Origin of the sequence: Thalassotalea algicola (assembly GCF_012932965.1) — a bacterium.
In the GTDB taxonomy this organism is placed as follows: domain Bacteria; phylum Pseudomonadota; class Gammaproteobacteria; order Enterobacterales; family Alteromonadaceae; genus Thalassotalea_F; species Thalassotalea_F algicola.
Map to the genome: position 1 here is coordinate 426,516 of NZ_JABBXH010000004.1, position 20,724 is coordinate 447,239.

Here is a 20,724-nt window from a genome sequence, read left to right on the forward strand (position 1 = left end):
TGGACGCACTAATCCTGTATTAGGCAAAAATTGGTGGACGATAAAGGGAAGTCGAAATTGAGTGAGGTTGATTAAATTGTAGAACAGCTACAGATTCGCTCAAAAAATGAATATCTGTCGAGTTAACACTGGAATTTAGGACTGTAGTAGATGAACAAGCATTTGCAGGACAAGCACATTCAACATCACAACAATCTTCTGATTGACCATTACTGCTTTTATTCATATCCCCATGATTCATTCCTTCATGATGACTCATTTTGGAATGATCCATGTTCATGTGTGATTCGTGAGAACCTGATGACATTTCACAAGACATAGCAGAATACGCAAATGCTTGCCCTACAAAGGCAACCAGCATAAGCGTCATTACTAAGACTTTTGAAAATGCTTTAGACATAAAATTCTCTTACAAATATACGGCTCTAACACTAATGCAAATTTTTGACTAAGTCAATTGATGCTGTATAAACATTTATGAATATTTGATTATCGTCAAATTTTTCAACGGTATAAGTGACACATAATAATCTCGTCAGTCTTCTTATCTTCGTTATTCAATGACTTTTATTTCGAAACTTAAGTTGTTCCCTCATTTCTAAAACTCGATGTGCTGAATAAGCTCCTGCTCTCATAACAACCAGTTCAACAAACGAAATATCAATTAACTTATGGTCAGCATCAATCACATAGCAACTCCCACTATGTGTGTTTATTTCTAACTTATCCCCATCAGCAGATTTGCTAACAATCTTTGAAGTCACGATTTGCTCAAATGGCCGAAATCTGAATGTTTCGTCGTCAATAACAACGCCAGATAGAAAATCGCCGATAAATAGTTTTTCAAATTCTTGGTAGTCGTAAACAGATACTATGCAGGCATCCTCTAAATATGTTCTTTCCAACGTATTCCCCTACTAACAACTAGCTGGGAGCATATCTCGCAACTCTAATAAATCATCAGGAGAATACATACACTCATGCATTAAATTGAACTCAAATACGTTTACTTCAAAGTCTTTAGGTTCAGCATCTAAGGTATAAAAGTCAGCACCAAAGGTTCTATATTCAAGACCGATTACTTCCATGACTTTCGTAGTGAACAAAGCCTCACCTTTTTTACCGTTCTTACTATCCTCAGCAAAAGTAGCGTAAAGCGCCTGTTTAACCTTATCTTCTGAGTCAGATTTAATTGAGATGAGTGTTGCGTTAGTTAGTTTTACTCTTGGTTTCATGCTTGTGCTTCCTTCTTATCTTCTAGGCAAAACGGGCGGAAAAAACTAAGGTACTTAACTCCATTAACTTTTAGTAAATTGTTGTCAGCATCAAAATGTGACAGAACGCTAGACTGATACAACGAAATATATTTTTCATAATCGATGGTGTTAAAAAAATTGGTATCGACACGGCGTGCATGGAAAACAAGAGCTTGCTGATCAATACGAACAATGAACTTCTGATCGCCATCTAGATTTTTGACTCGTAGACATAAATCAGGTTTGTGCCAATCAGATACAAAGGAAGGAATCAATGGGAAGCCATATACCAAATAGCGCATACCTTCGATTTTGAAGGTTGTTGGATTGAACTGAGCCTTATTTACATTGCCGCTACTGAATAATTCAAGTGTCAACACCAGCCAGTGCTCATGCTTAGAAAATGTATTTCCTTCAGAAATACAGCCTTCGAACTCACCATCATGGTTTACATGATTGATGTACATGTATTTTTTGATGTTATCCAAGGAAAGCTTTTCAAACGGAAACTTTGAAGCGATGAGCCTGTAATAGCAACCGTGTAACTTTAAATCCGCGTATTGGACTATCAGCGGGTCTTCAAAGGCATCAAAATAAGGTCGCCACTCTAACCTAAAATCCGGGCCTGTATTAACAATAAACTTAGCATCTTCAGGTAACCCTAAAACTTGGTATATCACTGAAACTAACTCTAATATTTCGATATCTACCAGCATCAGGCTTTCGATACGGTTTGCCATTGACTCAATTTCTTTATGAAGCGACTCAATGATTTCTTGATCATCATATTCGTTGATCATTAAGTATTTCAGGGAATCGTGCTTTAGAATTGAGTCCAGCTTTTTCTGTTCAAATACCTCAGAGAGACAATTATGGGCATCAGAAAAGTGAGGTCTGTTATAAACACCTCTAGCCCACAAACCTTGGGCGTAAAGATCAGGAAACTCTAGTAAATCAGCAAACTCTTTTGCTTGTTTGTTAAGCTTATTCTTTAATTGATAAAGTGAGATCATTTAGTTCTCCAAACAACTTTCAAATAAACAATGGCCTACCAACACATTGCTTTATTTATTGTTCAAGTAACCAAATTTTTACGGATGCTCCGCTTCACTGTTCACGTTTTTCAAGGCGAAAAACATGTGTAGGCGTAGGCTGTCCGTTCAGCCTTCATCTTATAATATCGCCAAAAAACAAAATGACAACTTACGTATTTGTGCAACTTTAGGTAGATATTTTGAGTTTGAACTCTGAAAAGCTAAGCCCAAATAGGGATACGACCATTTCTTCATTTATATTGGAGCCGGGAAATTTTTTTGCAAAATTTCCAATGATGCCATCTAGGTGACTAGCTAATATTTTTACTAAAAATATTTCCGAGTTTGGTGAGAGAGCAGACAGTGCTACCAATGGGTTGTCAAAAGATTCAGCTTTTATTTTTACTAGTAAATCGCTGTAACTGTCACAGCCGTAAAGACAAATAGATACCCCTTCTTGGGCCTGTCCAAGAGGAATAGTTAATAATTTAGATAATCGTTTTGCCTGCCTTTTTATATTTACTAGCAGGTCTTCTTTATTAAAAGACATCAATACACCAAAAAACGGCAACGCTAGGCCACGCACCTATGTCACTCAGTTTTTATATGAATACTTAATCTTTTTAGTTCAGAGTAAATCCATTTCGTCCTGTTTTCGTGGGAACGGGCTTCTCTGAAAAGCCGCCGCATTAAAGCAGCGGTTATTGTCGCAGTAATGATTAAAAAAGCAAATACCACTGTTATTATTAGCAATATTAATCTATCGCTTTTAAACTTTTATATTCTTCGAACGCATATCGATCTGTCATGCCACTTACGTAATCGATCAATAACCGCGATCTGTAGTATAGCTCTAATATTTTATCCGCATCAGATACCTCTTCTTTTTCAAATACGCTCTGTACACATTCGCAATAACAACGCTTATGCTTATTTGATAAGTCATGGTATAACCTAGTTTCGATGGGACTTGATTTTAAAAATTCATTTTGAGAGAGTGTTTTAAAATCCTCATAATCCAAATTGAGCAGTGGTGTATAGATATCAAGCAAACCTGATATTATTGCATGGCCTTGCAACTCTAATCGTTCCACTTCTTTAGCAGAGAATACATATTTAGCTGCGACATTTTTCAGAACTTCAGTAGCTAAATTGAATTCATCATTGCCATCTAGCAGCGACGCATCAAGTGTCCCATTGAATACCTCATCATGGTTATCAATATATCGATCTGATGCATAGTTTGCCAAATCGTTTACTAAGTTAGTTCTTAACGTAAGGATATATTTATGATTTTTATTATGATTTTCTAACTGACACCTCTCATAAGCATTGTCAGCGAGATTTGGCAAATAACGCTTTTTAATGACTGCGTTATCAATTCTTTCATCGTCTAAATAAGACTCCCAAATTTCCTTGATGGCATCGTGAAGCTGCTCTACATTTAGAATGTCTTTATCTAATGCATCATCAAGATCCGCAATACAATAAGATATGTCATCTGCCGCTTCCATTATATAGGTTAAAGGAAATCGATTTCCTGACGCTATATTCAAGCTGTTTTGAAGTGTATGAACATACTCTTCCTCGGAGAAATAATAGCCCGGTTTTTTCTTTCTATATTTAAACGAATCCGTAGCATCATTTGGCTTTGGTTCATAAGCAGGTCTGGTATACTTTATTAAACACGCCACTTGTGAGTATGTAAGGTTTAAATCCTGCAAGCTATGGAGGAGACGGATCGCTTGGGCATTACCCTCAAAACAAAGTAGATCTTTGACTAAATAGTTTTCCTTAATAACTTCGCCAAATTTTTGAGTAAAAATATTTAATAGTGACTTTTCAGACCACATATTAATAGCTTCCTCACCAAAGTGCCCAAACGGTGGATTACCAACATCATGGAGCAGGCACGCGATCTCAATAGCACTTGTAAAACCGTCTTGTTTGTCTTCTAAACCTAGTTCTTTTAACTTGTCATTTTGAGTTATCTTTTTTAATACAAGCTTAGCGATATATCTTCCAACTTGCTGAACTTCTAATGAATGTGTTAGGCGACTTCTAACGGCTGAATTTGACTCCAGAGGAAATACTTGAGTTTTTTGTTGAAGCCTTCTTACCGCAGCAGAATTAATTGAACGCCCTCGGTCTGATTCCATTTCTTCATCTAATGTATCTTTTGGCGCTGTTGATGATCGAAAGCGCTCATGTTTTAGTTTGCTGTTGTAATCCATGCTTTTTTACTTTTCCTGATGTTACTTATCGTTAAATTCAATAGCCGCTAATCCCCCAAGCATTAAAAATGCTTGGACTCTATCTATATATTTGAGGTTAAAATTGTTAATTTAAACCTAACTTTCGTTTTACATCGAGTGGCAATTCACTCAATAACTTTTCATACAATTCTTCACAAGTATTCTGAAGTAATAGCTTATTTTCTTTAGTTAGCTTTATAGTGCTTTCTTTTAACTCTTCTTTGGTTTTGTGCTGCATGCCTTTGTTAGCTTTAGTTAATTTTTTAGTTTTGGCATTAAGCAAAGCTTTATTGGTTTCATTAAAATAGCCTAGTAACCCTTTAGAAAAAGTATTACTATTGAACAATGGTTGAGAGCTTTTACCAACTCTCCTAGCAACTTCAGCTTTAGAAATCGTCCAAGGTGATTTAGTTTTATAGCTTTTCTCGCTTGAGTGACCACTTATGTAGCGTAACTTAACTTTTTTAAGGTCGTTAATTGCTTGATACGCCTCTTTGGCTGTCAGATGTAAATTTATCCACTCTAGCCCTTTGTCAACTTTATTATCTTCTTGTTCAGTGTTGAGGTCTTCACCTGCTAGAAAGTTGTCGTAATAATCGTTAGACATTATGAAACCTCTTCAAGCCTAGTTACCATTTCAATGGTTTCCTTTACGTATTCAATGAATTTGGGGTATCTGGAGTCATCGGAGCTTTTACTCAACTCTTGTATGCGCTTCAATGCCAAGCGAACCGTCACAAGGTGCAGCCTCTTGATAAACATAGGTAAATTCGGGTTTCTGCACGCTTCAATATCTGGCTTGATATAAACAACAATACCACTGAAATTACCTTCTTCAATATCTCCATTAATGCAGCCTAAACAAAGTTTAGGCGCAGCTTTGTGTCTTTGAGGCATGCCATTTTCAGAACACATAGCGTTAGCATAGGTTCCTTTACGTAGCACACATGTATTCCATGCATTAACTTTAATATCGACAACTCTATCGCTGACTATTTTGTTCGCTAATTTTTCATAGTCAGCTTGAGAATGAACTTTAGTAATAACAGCAGCTTTATTAACAAAGCGATCAAACTGACCAGCGTAATGCCTTTCGTCATCACTGAGGCTCTTAATTCGAAAGCGAACAATATGATTTATGGTCGTTCTTTTAGCGACTTGCATAATAGCTCTGGCTTCTTTTCCCTTTAGGTATGCCATAAAAAAGCGTTCATCAATGTGCTTAAAGTTCGCTCTAATAAACTTACCTACGTCTCCTTTATAACGTCTTAATACAGCTTCAGCCCAGATATGGCGTAATGCGTGAGGTGTAGCTTTAAATATACCTGCGGTAAGCTCATCAATAATGGCTTTAACATCTGATTTACCCATGCCGTCAGGGTTAGCTTTAATATATGCTAATGTTTCGGTTGATAATCGTTGCACTAATATTTCTTTACTCGCTAGATCAATTTCTTGATTTACATAGCGTCGAATAGTTTCAGCAAAACTCAGGGTTTTACCATCAACTAAATACTTACGAGCAACTAAGGCTAGTACTTGGTTATCTTTTCTAAGCTTATCCCTTAATTCGATAAGCTCTTTTACGGCTCTACTTTCTAAGTCGTATTTTTTTGCCAGCTTTTGCTTATTTTTCTGTTCAAGCAAATCACATTCAGAGTCTTTAGCTGTCAGTAATTGCAACTCATCTAGCTCTGTAAACGTTGTATAGTTCTTTGGAAAGCTCTGCCAATGCCTTGTCACCATATTAGAGATTTGGCGCTCAATTTGGGTATTATTACCTAATACTGTTGAAGTTAATGCAAAGCCATTATTTTTAAACTGATTCAATGTAGACAATTGTTTGACAAGAATAGTAGAAGATAAGGTTATTTCCCTTTCGAGCAAGGTATCACCATTTGTCTTAGGTGATAACCATTTAATGTAAAAGCGAAATGGAGAGTAAACTGCATCTAAAATATCTTTGTTAACTGCTGATTTTAACGCCGAATTTGGAAAGCCATATTCACTCGCTCTCCAACCTGTGTAAGCAACAAAAGCGGTTGTCCCCGCAGCTTCAACGTCATTAAAGTAACTCCCTATGCTCACCCGCGTATTAGTACTAAATCGCTGAGAATATTGAGACAAGATATTTTTCGCTTTATCGATATCAATTAGCTCCTTAGTTAATAATTTATCACAGCAATTATCGAATTCTTGTAATGTGAAGTTAATGCAAAAGCCAGCATTGTCACCATTTAAGCTAGCGGCGTATTCAGAAAGTATGTGCTCTCTCTTTTTAAGCTGGTCATCATAATATCGAGCGTATAACAGTGATCTAACAAATTCGTAAGCATCAAAGCGAGAGCTGTCTAGCTTTAACGATGATATAACTTTATTAAGTTTCTCGATATTGAAAGCATGGTACTTAACAACAAGTTCGTTATAGTTTTTAATGAATAACTGATAAAATAGCTCTTTCAAGCTGCCATCTGAATTTTCATTAAACAGTAACTTCCATTCGTCTCTATTCCCCACTTCATCAGTATCCATTCCTAAGCTCATAAGAGAGCAACGAAGTGCTGTCGCAAAAACGATGTTTTGCTCAAAAAAGTTTGCGCAGTAATCGATATAGTGCTTACCTACATCTAGCGTTAAAAAGTCAAATGTTCCGCCTTTTTTATAGTCTGCCAATGTCATATTCATTTGTGCTAAGCAAGCAAAATTAAAAGCTTTGTTTAAATCATCTTCATGAATATTAGTAACTACACTATCAACACTGTGTAGACGTAACGTTCTGGCAATATTCGCTACATTGAACGTTCTAAATCGAGAGCCATAAGCAGGTGAAGATAGTCTTTTTATAAAATTACCTGAAACAAAATCATGAGTAAGACAAAGGCTAAAGAAACCTTCTAGTGTTGATTGTTCAAGAGAGTCAGCGTTTTGTTCTCGCAAGTAGGCAAAAAGCATTTTTAACATCCCTAAATACCAAACACTTCGATAATCCAACGTATTATCGTGCCTTTGCTGTAAAAAAAGCCATTTAGCAAATTCAACAATACTCAGATTTATGAATTCACCAACTTGGAATTCAATTCTTAAGCTTTGTTGAAATTTTAACGTTTCAGTGTTGAAATCAGAAAAATTCAAGGTGGCAACTAGCTTTTCATTTTTGCTTTTATTTGAAGTGGTAAATGGAATTACCCACTGGTCACAGTCGAAACTAGCATTTTTATCGGGATCAATTAATCGCAACATGTCATTACAATAAAGTAAAAATTTAGCTCGGTTATTATCGATATGGTTAACTGATTTATCTAAATTTATCATCTAATAACTCCCTGAATATGCAGTAAAAATAGGAGGTAATTCTTTCTTATATTTATGATAAAGCTCTTGGCCTTCAGTAAAGACTTTCCTATCAAATAATCTATTAGCAAAAACGGTTTCTATCCATTCTGCTGTTGGCAGTGCTTCAAAAAATAAATAATCTGGCGCTCGTTCAAATATTTTTTGATGACAACGTTCTAGTTCAGCTAAATAATGCAACAATTTAAGCACTGTATCTGGTGACTCAACTAAATCAATAGTGTCAGGCAAACTTTCTTCACTGCTATTATTTGATAATGAAAAACCTAGCTCATTAACTTTTCCGTCATCTTTTATCGTAACAACTTTCAATAGTGCTAACGTGGTATCAGCCCTATGTTTAATCGTTTTTAAAGCCGCTTCCAGTGTTGAATTAAACTCGAAAACTTGGCTACTGCTAGGTCGCAATACATTTAACCCCATATCGTTCATTACCGTCCGTGTAATACGGCCACAGTTGTCTAACCAAACTTGGTTCTCTTTAGTTAGGTAGTTTTTTCGCTCAGTTTCATTAATGTGAGACTTATAATTGGTGATCCGAGTTGGATCAAAATCATCTGACTCTGAATGCACCCTTGAGTTTTTTACTGCTTGCGAGCTAAAAATTCTCGTCACTGTTGGTGTTTGACAATTTAACTGCCAATTTGAACCTTTTCTTTCATAAGCTTCTTTCCGAATACCTTTATCACATATAGCAATAATGCTTTCGATAAATACAGATGAGGACTTTTCTTTTGCTAGTTGCACATCAATCTCATTTCTAACGAGAGATTTGCCAATGAATTTAAAAAACAATGAAACGTTTGTTGTTGCCCCCATTTTTGATTGCAATGAACCGTCATTTTCAATTAAGTTTTCATTCGATTTAAAGTTATCCGTACGATCATTTAAAAACGAAACAATCGCTTTACCGATCAAAGAAGACCCCGTTAATGTTTCAATATCGTGGTAACTATTAGCGCGAGACTTAAAGTAATTTGATTCGATCTGAGTTATTTCACCCGTTTGTCGCTTTGAAAACCTTAAATCATCTAGCTTGAGTCTAAATAAATCACTAAATGGCACAGTCTGATATGACATCAACAAGGCAAATAAATAATTCTCTCCTTTAGAAATTGGCACCTTTTTACATTGCGAATTCGCATACTGCACTAACTTATGAATAAACTCAGGCGTAAATAAAAATGAACCTTCACTAGCTTGGCGAAATACTGTAACGCGCTTATTCGAAACCTTTGTTGTTTGCGTTGCTATTTCTCCTGTTTGCCAAAAAGTATCTATCGCATATTGATGCGCCTCTTCTACACATTGAGAAAATACCAATGACTGCACAGCAGTGTGAGTGGCACTATTGCTTTCTCCATCAACAAAAAGTATGTTCAGCCGTTTAAAAAACGCTTTGCTTGATTGTAAAATGGCTGATTTAAATGCCGCCTCATCCGTTCGAAATTGCTTACATTTTCTGCCACCTTCATAATTTACAGGATTAGGTCGAATTAACTTTTTGGGAAAATAATCAGGCTTAACTTTTTTCTCAATGAATAAATCAATTAGCGCGTGCTTTGCCTTAATAATTTCAGTTAATGCGCAGCTTATTGTAATTTGAAATGATTTCATCAATAGCTTTGGTGAAGCCGCCCGGTTATATAACTGTGCGCCAACGCCAACATCATCACGTCTTAGCCATGAATGAAAACCAAAGTAATCGGTCAATGTCGTTTGCTCTTGATCATCATTTACTGAAGGTTTATTTTTGGACAATAAATCTAAGTATTTATAATCCGCTGTTGTTAGTAGCTCATTTCCAAAAGGAATATGGTTCAGTGCTTTATTAATAAGTCTTATTAATTCAACCATTCCTGTGCTTTGAGTTTTAACATCATCAGTTTCAACCCTATAGGTTTCAAAAGATTTGAAAATATTTACACGGTTGCTTTGTTCTATTGTCAGAGCATTTAAAAAGTTCATAAACTTAGGAACGATATAAGATAATGTTTGGCGGTTACTGCCTGTACCGTCGTTGAGAACATGGGTTACATAATTAGCGGTGTACAATGCCGCGAATATCAATCGTTTTTCGTGCGAACTCTGATCTTCTATGCATATTAATTGTGGAGTTGAACCATCAGAGTCAGGTACTACAAACCTATCAACGCTAAATGGTTCAAAATCCACAACCTTAACCTTTTTATTGCGATAAAACTCCGCTAACATTTCACCTTGTTGCGCTAACAAGCTTAAGTTTATTTTATCCATCACAGCACCTCATAAATGAGGCATCTTGATCAAGTTTTGCTTTTACCGATCTAATATATTTCTGTGTTGTTTTAGGAGCATCTTTTCCTTTTGTTTCATGCCCTAATAGTTCGGCAACTAACAAATATGGTCGAGATAAGTGCGTTACATTTTCAAGCTCAAGACCTTCATCTTCAACTGCGTCATGAAACTTATCCGTGCCATAAGAATGCCGAAGAATATGATAACTATGTTTATCTTCCAATAAGTGAAGGTAGTCTGGTAATAGCTTTTGCTGTTGCTTTTCAATCACTAAATCTCGTGTTACTGCAAAATCTCTAGTGCCTTGGTTTTCCCTTACTCCATGTACAACTCGACTTTGAGGATCTGTCAAAAATAAACTTTCGTCTGAGCATTCTGGCCTTTCAGTTTCGTAATATAGCTTGAAGCGCAACATGAGATCACGTGGAATATAAATCCATCTTGAAATGCCGCCAATTCCGCCTCGTCTGCTCTTAGAATACTTTCCTTGAAGCCAGTATTTAAATTCTTGCCTTTTTTGAACTTCACTTTTCTTGAGCTTTGATTCGTGATCTATTTCCCTAAAAAATGACTTCATACCAACATATGACTTAGAGCCAACTTTAAAGTCATTTACTAGCAATCCCATATTTTCTTTTGTACGAAGACCACATTCACCACCAGCTCGTAAAATACATTCTACTCTCAGACTATTAGCATTAGCGTAGAGTTCAGCTCGCATACGTGGCGATAAATACTGAATAACATTTCTTCTGTTTGTATTATCCCTTGCTATAGCTTTGTTATCGTTTTTTACACGTATCTCTTTTATATTGGTAAAGCCATTATAGGCCAGATAGTTGTAATAATACTTTAGTCCCGACACTGCCTTCTCAACCATTTTCTCGCTGGTATTTCGTTTTAATATCAAAACCTCATTTATGTAATAGTTAAGAATATCTTCAGGCAAATTATGATGAGTTGATAATGAAATTGAAGATGTGTTTTTTGAATAGACTTCTAACCAATCAAGAAATTTTCTTAGCTCATAAAAACAATCTTTAATTTTACGATCAGACAACGTTACCCTAGTAAGCTCAGCACCTTTAATACGTCGCTTTCCAGAGTTATCATTCCAAGTAAGCTTGTATGCTGTTTTATTTTTATGAAGTGAATGTAAATATAAATTTGGCAACAACAGTGGGGTACCATTGTGGTCACACATCATCATTGTTTTATATTTTTCACTTTTAAAGTAATACATTATTTATTGCTCACACTCTACCTGATATCATCTTAAGTTAACTCTTAAACAATAGATACACTTTCATGTTAATTAGTGGGTGTTCGTTTTCCTTTGGTCACGGTGGTGAAGTAGCACTACATTATATGATGAGAAAGCATGGTGGCTTTGAGGGGAATGGACAAACACTTCGAATAGTTGCTCGACTAGAGCCATTTAGCGAAGGCTATGGCATGAACCTCGCTCGAAGAACACTACTTGGACTAATAAAATACCCACAATTAATCGAAAATTTGATCCACAAGGTGCCTAACTGTGCTCCTATCCACTACCGACAATTAAAAGCAAGTGAGTGGCACCCTCCTAAAGGTTTGTACGCTGACGATCAAAACATCCTAGATTGGATATTGTCGCCTTTATCAAATAATGATAGAGATAATTTCCAAGCCATAGGCCGCAGAGATAATACACATAGCAAAACACTATACAAATCTTTAGATTGTTCCATTATGGAGCTTGCGGACGATATTGCTTATGGCATACACGATCTTGAAGATGCCATTGTAACTGGTGTCGTAAACCGAAATGATTTTGATGAATATGTAATCAAACCACTAAATCATATTGGTGATAAATGGCTAAGTGAATACAGTACAACGTTAACTGAAAACCTTTTTTCAGAGCAACATCATAAACAAAAAGATGCAATTGGAGGTTTAGTCAATTACTTAATAACCGCTATTGAACTGCTACCTGTTGAAAGCAACTCATATTCTTTTGAAGAGCCACTATTAAAATATAACGCGAAATTACCTGCAGAGCCTGCATCGGTATTACAAATTTTTAAAGATTTCGTTTTCAAGTTTGTAATTAAACTACCCGCAATTCAAAGATTAGAGTACCGAGGACAACAAGTCGTTATGGAGTTGTTTGAAGCATTATCTTCAGATCCAGAACGATTGTTGCCAACAAGCACTGCCAAGCGTTGGCGACAAGCAGCAGATAAAGGGGAAAACCATCAACGAGTTATAGCTGATTATGTGTCAGGTATGACAGATGGATACGCCACTAAACTCTATCAAACACTATTTTTGCCTATCAGCCATGGCGACAGTTACGACGCCAATAACTAGCGGAAAAAATTATTGTGTAATTAGATTAATGATTTAACCTTTTTGATATAACGCACACGCTGCTCCCGCGGGGTCTTTTATAACAACGAATTTATCACTTCCCATCGACTTTACCGGCGTTATGAGCTCTCCTCCTAACGCTTTCACTTGTTCTGCTGCCCCTTTAGCATCGTCAACAAGAAAGTAAGGCAACCACATTGGAGGAAGGTCTGCATTCCCCCCTCTTGCATGGCAAATACCACCTGCAGCCGAATCTGTAGATTTAGCAATCATAGAATAGTCAGCGTAGTCTCCCATCGACACTTCTTGTGAAGACCAACCAATAACGCTTTGATAGAAATCTCGAATTTCTCCAGCATTTTCGACAGTTAAATCAAGCCAAGCAATTTCACCTAACTGAGCATTTTCCATCGTAACTCTCCTTTTATAGTCTTATTGTTGTAGTTTAGGATTCTTCGGGTAATAACGCTCAGGTAAACAATTGATATGTTCAAAAAAGCGGGTGTCTTTATAAGGCAATTTCATGAAACCAGAAATACCCAGACCTTTAATGGTTGGCAGCAACGAGATAATATTTTGTAAACACTGCTTAAATTCTGCTTCCTTTTCATGGTTAAGTAACATCAAGTAGCTATGAATTTTCAAGTGGGTTGGCAATACTTCAAAAATAATACAGCCGGTATGATGAATTAAATTTAGCTTGGCAAGCTCTTCCATAACAATGTCAGGTAAATGAAGGTACTCATCTGGATCTTTGCCGTCCTCAAAATAAGAATGTAGCTTTGTTACATCATCTAAATCAGGTACACCACTAATATCGAAAGGAATAAACTGGCCTTCTGCCGCAATAAAAGGTTCTGATTGAGATAGTCGTTCAATATGCAAGGTGTTACGTGCATTAAACAAGCAGCTTTTGAACATACCTACGCGAAAAATGCCTTGTGCTAAATGGATCATATTATTGACAGCACTATGAAAAGAGCTTTTAAGTGTCGGATCAAACAGAGTTAAATTGGAATCGATATAAACGCCGTCTTTTTCCCAACGAACCGCTAAGCCCCCTACCACAGGAAAGTTACTTAATCGACTAACCGCTGCAACAAATGCCTTTTCTGCATCACCCATGCCCATAAGGTAGTTTTTATAATACTTTTCTAACTGTACGTCATCGACTGCCGACAAGTCGTCATCAGTACTTTGCTCACGTAAGAATGATTTTCGAGAGCCATAGACAACCGTATCGATAATATCATCGGTACTTTTTACCCAAACCGGTATCTGCGGCGGAACCACTTTAGTCGCTGGCTTGTCAGCAAGAACCATTTGGTTAAAAAGTGTTAGGTTATTAATAAAGTAATCGCCTGCCTTTTCACGAACAGTCTGTTCATCACTTAACATGCCATCTAACACTTGAGCTAGCACTTTTGGCAAGCCTAAACTATTGGCAGGAATAACACCTTTACCGTATCGACACGACTGACCTGAAGCTAGCGCATATAGAGTTGCTGCAGTACCTTGCTCATCAAAGCGTGGACAAGATAAACCACCACTAATTTGCTCTGGACCAATAAAATAAACATCGCCAAGTCGGGCATTGGTATTTTGCAAATCACTGCTCATTAAATCCATGACATTATTCGACGTGGTTTGCCCTTTGGCATCTATTTGAGCGAGTACTGCAGAGCCCCAATCAATTAACTGCAACTGGCCAGTAGATTCATCAAATACAAGGTTGGAAGGTTTAATGTCACCATGAACAAAAGGTTTACCATTGGCATGTACGCTAGGGTCTCTTAAATACTTTAAAAGTTTAATAAGCTGAATAGCAAATTTTACGATAAGCTCGGGTGGTAAAGGACCATGTAAATGGGAGTATTGCTCTAAATCGATACCAGGAGCTCGATTCATTTGCAGTATCGATTGTCTTTTAATCTTACGGTATTCATAGACTTTAGGTATTTGTTTATGGCAAAGCTGTTCTTGAATTTCAGCTTCTTCTTCAAGCCTATCTTGAACGTGCTGTGGTAGCGTAATTCTAGAAAACTTGAAAACGAACTGGTTACCTAAGTTATCGTCACCAGAAAACACGAAGCCGTACGCGCCCTTACCAATTAATGCTATACGCTCATAACCAAGCAAGCTTAATTGTTGCTGACACAATTCAACCCATTGCTTTAATTTAGTTGCATCCTTGTGACTTAACAGATAAATCGATTGTTCTTCTGCGATATAAAAATGTTGTAGTTTTTTTTCCGACACGAACGCTTTGCCAATACTTTTAATTAAGCTGATTGTAACCTGAAATAAATGTGAGGCGACAAATTTGTCATCATTATTTTCTTATGTAAACTTTAAAGAAATTGTTCAGATGTCATAGCACTGTAATAAAGGTCAATTAGCATAGTCCTTGTTGAATGTAGAGCAACTCCCCAACCGATTTTAGCTCTTCATTTATACAATGATTTTTCTCTCAGGATAAATAAACATTAGTTTATTTCGTTCCCGACATATTCAGCCCTACATTTTGTTGGGCTTTTTTTTTCAAATCAGACATAAATTTACGCAAAAAAAAAGCCCGCAACCTGCGAGCTTTTTTATAATAATTTTAACGCGAAAGCAATTAACTCATAGATACCAACATATTCGTTGGCTCTTCTAAATATGATTTCCACAAGTTACTAAATCGAGCAATAGTGCCACCATCAATAATGCGGTGATCGCCAGACCAGCTTACCTGCATAATAGAACGAGCTTCCACTTCACCTTTGTCATTGAAACGTGGCAAGGTTTGTACCTTACCTAACGCTACGATTGCAACTTCAGGTTTGTTAATTATTGGCGTAGCTACAGTACCGCCAAGCGCACCAATATTTGAAATAGATATTGTCCCACCTTTCAAATCTTCCGGTGCAACTCGTCCAGAACGAGCATCTTTAGTCAAACGAGTAATATCAACTGCCAAATCCAAAATTGATTTGGTTTGTACTTGCTTAACATTTGGAACTAGTAGGCCAACTTTAGAGTCAACTGCCATTCCGATATTATGATCGTCGAAATAGGTTAACTCACTGCAATCATCATTTGGCTGAGAGTTAACCACAGGGAACTCTTTTAGCGCTAATGACATGGCTTTCATAAAGAAAGGCATCATCGTTAATTTAATTTCGTCTGAAGCATATTTTTCTTTTAGCTGTAAACGAAGTGCAATTAAGTCAGTCATGTCAATTTCTTCACAATAGGTAAAGTGAGGAATAGTCGAAACTGAATTTACCATGGCTTTTGCCATTGCTGCTTTAACACCACGAATTGGCTCAACGCGTGTACCGCCAACAGCAGTGCTTGAAATTTGCGAAGTTGCTGATGTATTAGACACCGCTGACTGTGCCCCACCTTCGTTAAATGCAATGACGTCTTCTTTATATACCCGACCTTTCTTACCAGAACCAGGCACTTGATGAATATTAACATTCAACTCTCTAGCAATACGACGAACAGCGGGACTTGCTAGCGCTTTACCGCCTTCAGCTAACTTACGCTCAACATTTGTTGGGGCAACCGTTTTGTGCTTAGTCTGGGATTGCGCAACTGGCGCTTCAGATGCTTTACGTGCCGAAGCCGCTTGAGTATTAGCATCACCCGCGCGCTCGATAGCAAATAAAGGCGCATGAACCTTGGCAATTTCACCCTTGCCGTAATGTAGTTTTACTACTTTGCCTGAATGCATTGCTGGTATTTGCACAAGCGCTTTGTCAGTCATTACATCAGCTACAGGCTGATCCTCTTCAATTACATCACCTTCAGCGACTAACCATTCGACAATTTCACATTCAACGATACCTTCCCCAATATCAGGTAAAATAAAGTCTTCTGTAATCAAGCTAGTTGATTGAGAACCTGAAGTCACAGCGTCTGTAGATACAGGTTCAACAGCTGCATTTTCTGGTACTACCGCCTCACCGCTAGGCGTCATTGCAAATAATGGTGCATGTACTTTAGCAATGTCACCTTTTGCATAATAAAGCTTATCTACCACACCTGCGTGCATTGCAGGTATTTGAACGAGTGCTTTATCAGTCATTACGTCACAAACCGGCTGATCTTCTTCAATAATATCGCCTTCAGCAACCAACCACTCGACAATCTCACACTCAACGATACCTTCACCGATATCAGGTAAAATAAAATCAATACTCATAATCGGTCCTTAGTAATTAACGCTACGTTTAATTGCTTCATATATTTTTAAGTGATCAGCCATATGCTCACGTTCTAAAGACAATGGATATGGCGTATCGGCACCACATACACGTGCTATTGGTGATTCTAAGTGTAAGAAACATTCGTTTTGAATAGTTGCAGCAATTTCACCAGCAAAGCCAGAGGTAAGTGGCGCTTCATGACTAATTAACAGTCGACCTGTTTTCATCACTGAATTAGCAATTGTCTCAACATCCCAAGGTAAAATACTTCTCAGATCGATAATTTCACATGAGATACCATCAGCTGCTGCCATTTCAGCCGCTTTCTCTATCATTTCCATTTGTGCGCCCCAAGCCAATAATGAAATATCATTACCTTGAGTGACCACTTCAGCTTTACCAATTGGCAATTGATAGTCGTCTTCTGGCACTTCACCAATTGACGCACGGTAAAGACGCTTAGGTTCAAAGAAAATCACAGGGTTATCGTCACGAATCGACGCCAATAACAACCCTTTCGCTTGATAAGGGTTACGAGGTACAACAACCTTTAAGCCTGGCGTATGAGCAAAATAAGCCTCAGGAGACTGACTGTGATACAAGCCACCAGCAATACCACCGCCATATGGTGTACGAATTGTTAAACGACCAACATCAAACTGATTACCACTACGATAGCGGAATTTCGCTGTTTCATTCACTATTTGGTCAAACGCAGGAAAAATGTAGTCAGCAAACTGGATTTCCGCAATTGGACGGCTACCTTGAGCCGCTAGACCATTAGCAAAGCCCATAATACCTTGTTCAACTAACGGCGTATTAAAACAGCGCGCTTTACCGTATTTTTCTTGTAAGCCTGATGTTGCTCTAAATACGCCACCAAAGTGACCTACGTCTTCACCAAAACAAAGCGTAGAATCATCTTCTGCCATAGCAATATCAAGTGCATTGTTAATTGCTTGCAATAAATTCATTTGAGCCATGATTAAAACCTCCCCGCCGTAAATGGATAAGCATCTGGGTACTTATTGATATGCTCTTTTAATTCATCCAGTTGTTTTTGAAGATGTGTAGGTACTTCGTCATATACGTCGGTTACTAAGTCTTCTACTGGCGGTTTAGCTATTTTCTCTGCAACTTTTACAGCCGCTAATACCTGCTCTCGATATTGTTCGTATAAGGCTTTATCTTGTTCTTCATCCCACCAGTTTTGCGTAAGTAGCCATGCCTTATAGCGAGAAACTGGATCGTGCTCTTCCCATTTTGCTTCTTCTTCTTTTGTACGATATCCCGAAGGATCATCAGAGGTAGAGTGAGCACCTAAACGATATGACATAGCCTCGATAATAACTGGCTCTGATTGCTCTAATGCATATTTACGCGCAGTTTGTACCGCATTCATAACCGCTAAGATATCATTACCATCGATACGAAGTGTTTTAATGCCATAACCAACACCACGAGAAGCGATACCATTACCTACATATTGTTCATCTGAAGGAGTCGATATCGCATAACCATTATTTCGACAGAAAAAGATCACCGGTGCTTTATGAACAGCAGCCATATTTAAACCAGCATGAAAGTCACCTTCAGATGCAGCGCCTTCACCAAAGTAACACATAGTAATGGCATCTTTACCTTGAAGTTTTTGGCCATATGCATAGCCAGCTGCTTGAGGAATTTGTGTACCAAGAGGAGAAGAAATCGTCATATAGTTCAATTCATTTGAACCATAATGGATTGGCATTTGACGACCTTTACCTAAATCTTTCTCATTCGAGAACATTTGATTCATGAAGTCTTCTAAACTGAAACCACGATAAATTAAACAGCCTTGCTCACGATATTGCGCCATGATCATGTCTTGGTCAGCGAGTGCTGCCGCGCCACCTACAGTGGTCGCTTCTTCACCTAGTGCTGTCATATAAAAGCTAATGCGGCCTTGACGTTGCGCTGCAATCATTCGTTCATCTAATACTCGATGAAAAACAAATGAGCGATAAACTTTTTGTGCGTGCTCTTTTTCAAGTTCAGGAAGTTGCGCACCTTCGTACACACTGCCGTCTTGCTTAAGCACTTTAAGAATTGGAATATCTACAGAATGACCGTCAATAAAAGTCGGCGAGTGTACTACCTGCCCTTCTTTATATATATCAGTGTTCATAACGTTCTCTTAGTCTGGCAAACGAATCATTGCTCGTTGCTCTTGGCTCCAAAATTTATGGCTATAAGTATAGTTAAGCTTATAGACAAATTATGGGTTTTATTTTGCTTGTTGTATTGCGCAAAGACTTTACCTTTACGTAAAGGGAGATTCAAGCAAGCACACGAGGCCTAGTTTGTATAACGTCGTTAACTGCCAAAATATGTTTACAGAAGAGAAGAACTTGTACAAAAAAGCCCCTTTACGGAGGGGCTTTCTATTTAGCGTAAATTGTATTTATTTTATTCAATACTTGTTGGTTTTACTGTTAGTAATGCTCGTTGCCCTAGCGCTACATTTGCGTTTGGAAATATGATGGCTTCACCTTGAGTGCGCACTTTATGTTCTATGTCACCATCTGTCGCTAAAACATAGCCAATTGGGTAATCAGTAAAGTTTTCAACATCGTCAGCGAAGTTTAACGTAAAATTTTCAGTGTGTTTATTTATGGTTTGATCGATTTCAAATATATTAAAATCTTCTTCCTGGTAGGCGGTGATATCTAACGCTTGGCCTGATACAAAATTGATTAATGTTTGGCGAACCTTGATAAATTTCGTCATGTCATTTTCTCCAAATGGCATCACTTTACCCAACTCGACAGTAAACGCATCAGCACCAAAGTTATTTGATGAATAATAACTAAACGTTGTGGTAGGCGAATGTGAAAGTAAAATAGTATTCACATCGCAAGCTTTAAGGAATGCAAGCTGAGATTTTTTCCAAGGTTTACCATGCCTAAAAGGATATACAGCAAACTTATCGTATTTAGCGCCACGAATCGCAGTATGTAAGTCATAATGGAATCGCTCTCGTTCCTGCGCGGTACCACCTTGCTCAAAAAAGTTCGCGACAGCATCTTCTAATGCTTTAGCTCTTGTACGCTCCTTGTTGTGCACGCCGCCTTCACTGTGAGCACCAGAAAATAAACGATTTAAGTTTTCCTCAACAAAACGTTCGCCTATATTCATCGCGGCTGGGTTACCAAATAAAAACAGCACTCGTTCTGCTAAATAAAGCTCACCCTTAATAAGTTGACTGACAATATCGGCGCAGATTTCTATTGGTGCGGTTTCATTACCATGAACGGCATTAGAAAGAATAATATCCTTGCTCGTTTTTCTATCGACCGGTTCAAATACTATAACCCCTGTATCTAATACCGAGACTAGCGATTGCGTATTGGTAGCTTGATGAGTCACATTAAAAGAAAAAGGCGCTTGAGGCAGTGACCACTCATTAGCTCTAGTTAGCGATAAGAAGTCGCCAGTTTGTTGCAGTTTTTGTATTAAGTTCACAGTAATGTCTTTTATTTTGATGGTTAGCTAATCTTTCACTCGCCTAATTGTAGGGATAAAGTGATTCGCAATAAACTTCTAGCTTGAAATAACTACATTGGCACTTGCAACTATTCGTTACACAGCGCCATTTTTGTATAAATATATTGAAAGTAGGCAAAACACAATTAACTAATCAAACTCTCTTCCATGATATTTATCACCATGGAAATATCTAAATCAGCTAATTGGTATTGGGTTGTATCGTGAATATCGCCAGCTTTATTGCCTAAGGCAACTTCAACAGACGTATCGTCTAAATCTCGCAATAAAAAAACGATTTTTTTATTTAGCTCTACCGCATCAATGGTAATTGCATCAGCAGCCATTCCCTGCTGTCGCAATGCCTTATCCATTATCCCTATCAGCGTATTAACCAGTTTATGCTTGTCCATAAACTGGTCGTTAGCTTGAGCAACTATTTCGGCAAAAGTCTCTAGCTTAGGCGTCATCG

At 37.6% G+C, this 20,724-nt stretch carries 18 protein-coding genes; 1 reads left to right on the top strand and 17 read right to left on the bottom strand.

The window, feature by feature from the left end; all coding sequences use genetic code 11:
- Positions 1-19 precede the first annotated feature (19 nt).
- The 10 genes from HII17_RS14005 to HII17_RS14050 all read right to left on the bottom strand — a co-directional run bounded on the left by HII17_RS14005 (position 20) and on the right by HII17_RS14050 (position 11,416).
- The gene (locus HII17_RS14005) at positions 20-400 is read right to left on the bottom strand and encodes a hypothetical protein (RefSeq protein ID WP_169075972.1); all 381 of its coding nucleotides are present in this window, start codon (positions 398-400) and stop codon (positions 20-22) included.
- Positions 401-557: 157 nt separating this feature from the next.
- Entirely contained in the window at positions 558-905 is a 348-nt protein-coding gene (locus HII17_RS14010) for a hypothetical protein (protein WP_169075629.1), read from the bottom strand.
- Between the two features lie 12 nt (positions 906-917).
- Positions 918-1,235, bottom strand: coding sequence for a hypothetical protein (locus HII17_RS14015; protein WP_169075973.1), 318 nt, complete (start codon positions 1,233-1,235; stop codon positions 918-920).
- Entirely contained in the window at positions 1,232-2,269 is a 1,038-nt protein-coding gene (locus HII17_RS14020) for a hypothetical protein (RefSeq protein ID WP_169075974.1), read from the bottom strand. Before HII17_RS14020 ends, HII17_RS14015 begins: the two co-directional genes overlap by 4 nt.
- Positions 2,270-2,477: 208 nt before the next feature.
- On the bottom strand, positions 2,478-2,840 hold the full coding sequence (locus tag HII17_RS14025) for a hypothetical protein (RefSeq protein ID WP_169075975.1): 363 nt from the start codon (positions 2,838-2,840) through the stop codon (positions 2,478-2,480).
- A gap of 205 nt (positions 2,841-3,045) precedes the next feature.
- On the bottom strand, positions 3,046-4,524 hold the full coding sequence (gene dgt / locus HII17_RS14030; RefSeq protein ID WP_169075976.1) for a dGTPase: 1,479 nt from the start codon (positions 4,522-4,524) through the stop codon (positions 3,046-3,048).
- Positions 4,525-4,630: 106 nt separating this feature from the next.
- Positions 4,631-5,152 (bottom strand): hypothetical protein, encoded by a 522-nt coding sequence (locus tag HII17_RS14035; RefSeq protein WP_169075977.1) that lies wholly within the window; start codon positions 5,150-5,152, stop codon positions 4,631-4,633.
- Entirely contained in the window at positions 5,152-7,857 is a 2,706-nt protein-coding gene (locus HII17_RS14040) for a hypothetical protein (protein ID WP_169075978.1), read from the bottom strand. The genes HII17_RS14035 and HII17_RS14040 overlap by 1 nt, the downstream gene beginning before the upstream one ends.
- Complete coding sequence (locus HII17_RS14045; RefSeq protein ID WP_169075979.1) at positions 7,858-10,152, bottom strand: hypothetical protein; 2,295 nt, start codon at positions 10,150-10,152, stop codon at positions 7,858-7,860. It abuts the gene before it with no gap.
- A complete protein-coding gene (locus tag HII17_RS14050; protein WP_169075980.1) occupies positions 10,145-11,416 on the bottom strand; it encodes a site-specific integrase in 1,272 nt (423 codons plus the stop codon). The genes HII17_RS14045 and HII17_RS14050 overlap by 8 nt, the downstream gene beginning before the upstream one ends.
- Before the next feature lie 65 nt (positions 11,417-11,481).
- On the opposite strand from HII17_RS14050, the gene HII17_RS14055 reads away from it, so the two are divergent.
- Positions 11,482-12,528, top strand: coding sequence for an anti-phage deoxyguanosine triphosphatase (locus tag HII17_RS14055; RefSeq protein WP_169075981.1), 1,047 nt, complete (start codon positions 11,482-11,484; stop codon positions 12,526-12,528).
- A 33-nt stretch (positions 12,529-12,561) separates the two neighbouring features.
- Here the strand turns inward: HII17_RS14055 and HII17_RS14060 are convergent, their stop codons facing one another.
- The 7 genes from HII17_RS14060 to HII17_RS14090 all read right to left on the bottom strand — a co-directional run bounded on the left by HII17_RS14060 (position 12,562) and on the right by HII17_RS14090 (position 20,722).
- A complete protein-coding gene (locus tag HII17_RS14060) occupies positions 12,562-12,939 on the bottom strand; it encodes a VOC family protein (protein ID WP_169075982.1) in 378 nt (125 codons plus the stop codon).
- Positions 12,940-12,960: 21 nt separating this feature from the next.
- Positions 12,961-14,787, bottom strand: a complete 1,827-nt coding sequence (locus HII17_RS14065) for a protein kinase domain-containing protein (RefSeq protein ID WP_169075983.1) — start codon at positions 14,785-14,787, stop codon at positions 12,961-12,963.
- Between the two features lie 361 nt (positions 14,788-15,148).
- Positions 15,149-16,723 carry a dihydrolipoyllysine-residue acetyltransferase gene (locus HII17_RS14070; RefSeq protein WP_169075984.1) on the bottom strand — a complete coding sequence of 525 codons (1,575 nt, stop codon included), beginning with the start codon at positions 16,721-16,723 and terminating at the stop codon, positions 15,149-15,151.
- Between the two features lie 9 nt (positions 16,724-16,732).
- Positions 16,733-17,710 (bottom strand): alpha-ketoacid dehydrogenase subunit beta, encoded by a 978-nt coding sequence (locus HII17_RS14075; RefSeq protein WP_169075985.1) that lies wholly within the window; start codon positions 17,708-17,710, stop codon positions 16,733-16,735.
- Positions 17,711-17,712: 2 nt separating this feature from the next.
- Positions 17,713-18,894 carry a thiamine pyrophosphate-dependent dehydrogenase E1 component subunit alpha gene (locus HII17_RS14080; RefSeq protein WP_169075986.1) on the bottom strand — a complete coding sequence of 394 codons (1,182 nt, stop codon included), beginning with the start codon at positions 18,892-18,894 and terminating at the stop codon, positions 17,713-17,715.
- Positions 18,895-19,175: 281 nt separating this feature from the next.
- The gene (gene astE / locus HII17_RS14085; protein WP_169075987.1) at positions 19,176-20,231 is read right to left on the bottom strand and encodes a succinylglutamate desuccinylase; all 1,056 of its coding nucleotides are present in this window, start codon (positions 20,229-20,231) and stop codon (positions 19,176-19,178) included.
- 167 nt (positions 20,232-20,398) lie between these two features.
- A complete protein-coding gene (locus HII17_RS14090; RefSeq protein ID WP_169075988.1) occupies positions 20,399-20,722 on the bottom strand; it encodes a hypothetical protein in 324 nt (107 codons plus the stop codon).
- Between the last annotated feature and the right edge of the window lie 2 nt (positions 20,723-20,724).

Coding starts and splice junctions, on each gene's coding strand:
- HII17_RS14040 (WP_169075978.1), bottom strand. CDS start 7,857: ATGATAAATTTAGATAAATCAGTTAACCATATCGATAATAACCGAGCT.
- dgt (WP_169075976.1), bottom strand. CDS start 4,524: ATGGATTACAACAGCAAACTAAAACATGAGCGCTTTCGATCATCAACA.
- HII17_RS14080 (WP_169075986.1), bottom strand. CDS start 18,894: ATGAACACTGATATATATAAAGAAGGGCAGGTAGTACACTCGCCGACT.
- HII17_RS14045 (WP_169075979.1), bottom strand. CDS start 10,152: ATGGATAAAATAAACTTAAGCTTGTTAGCGCAACAAGGTGAAATGTTA.
- HII17_RS14060 (WP_169075982.1), bottom strand. CDS start 12,939: ATGGAAAATGCTCAGTTAGGTGAAATTGCTTGGCTTGATTTAACTGTC.
- HII17_RS14070 (WP_169075984.1), bottom strand. CDS start 16,723: ATGAGTATTGATTTTATTTTACCTGATATCGGTGAAGGTATCGTTGAG.
- HII17_RS14025 (WP_169075975.1), bottom strand. CDS start 2,840: ATGTCTTTTAATAAAGAAGACCTGCTAGTAAATATAAAAAGGCAGGCA.
- HII17_RS14035 (WP_169075977.1), bottom strand. CDS start 5,152: ATGTCTAACGATTATTACGACAACTTTCTAGCAGGTGAAGACCTCAAC.
- HII17_RS14015 (WP_169075973.1), bottom strand. CDS start 1,235: ATGAAACCAAGAGTAAAACTAACTAACGCAACACTCATCTCAATTAAA.
- HII17_RS14005 (WP_169075972.1), bottom strand. CDS start 400: ATGTCTAAAGCATTTTCAAAAGTCTTAGTAATGACGCTTATGCTGGTT.
- HII17_RS14050 (WP_169075980.1), bottom strand. CDS start 11,416: ATGTATTACTTTAAAAGTGAAAAATATAAAACAATGATGATGTGTGAC.
- HII17_RS14020 (WP_169075974.1), bottom strand. CDS start 2,269: ATGATCTCACTTTATCAATTAAAGAATAAGCTTAACAAACAAGCAAAA.
- HII17_RS14075 (WP_169075985.1), bottom strand. CDS start 17,710: ATGGCTCAAATGAATTTATTGCAAGCAATTAACAATGCACTTGATATT.
- HII17_RS14090 (WP_169075988.1), bottom strand. CDS start 20,722: ATGACGCCTAAGCTAGAGACTTTTGCCGAAATAGTTGCTCAAGCTAAC.
- HII17_RS14055 (WP_169075981.1), top strand. CDS start 11,482: ATGTTAATTAGTGGGTGTTCGTTTTCCTTTGGTCACGGTGGTGAAGTA.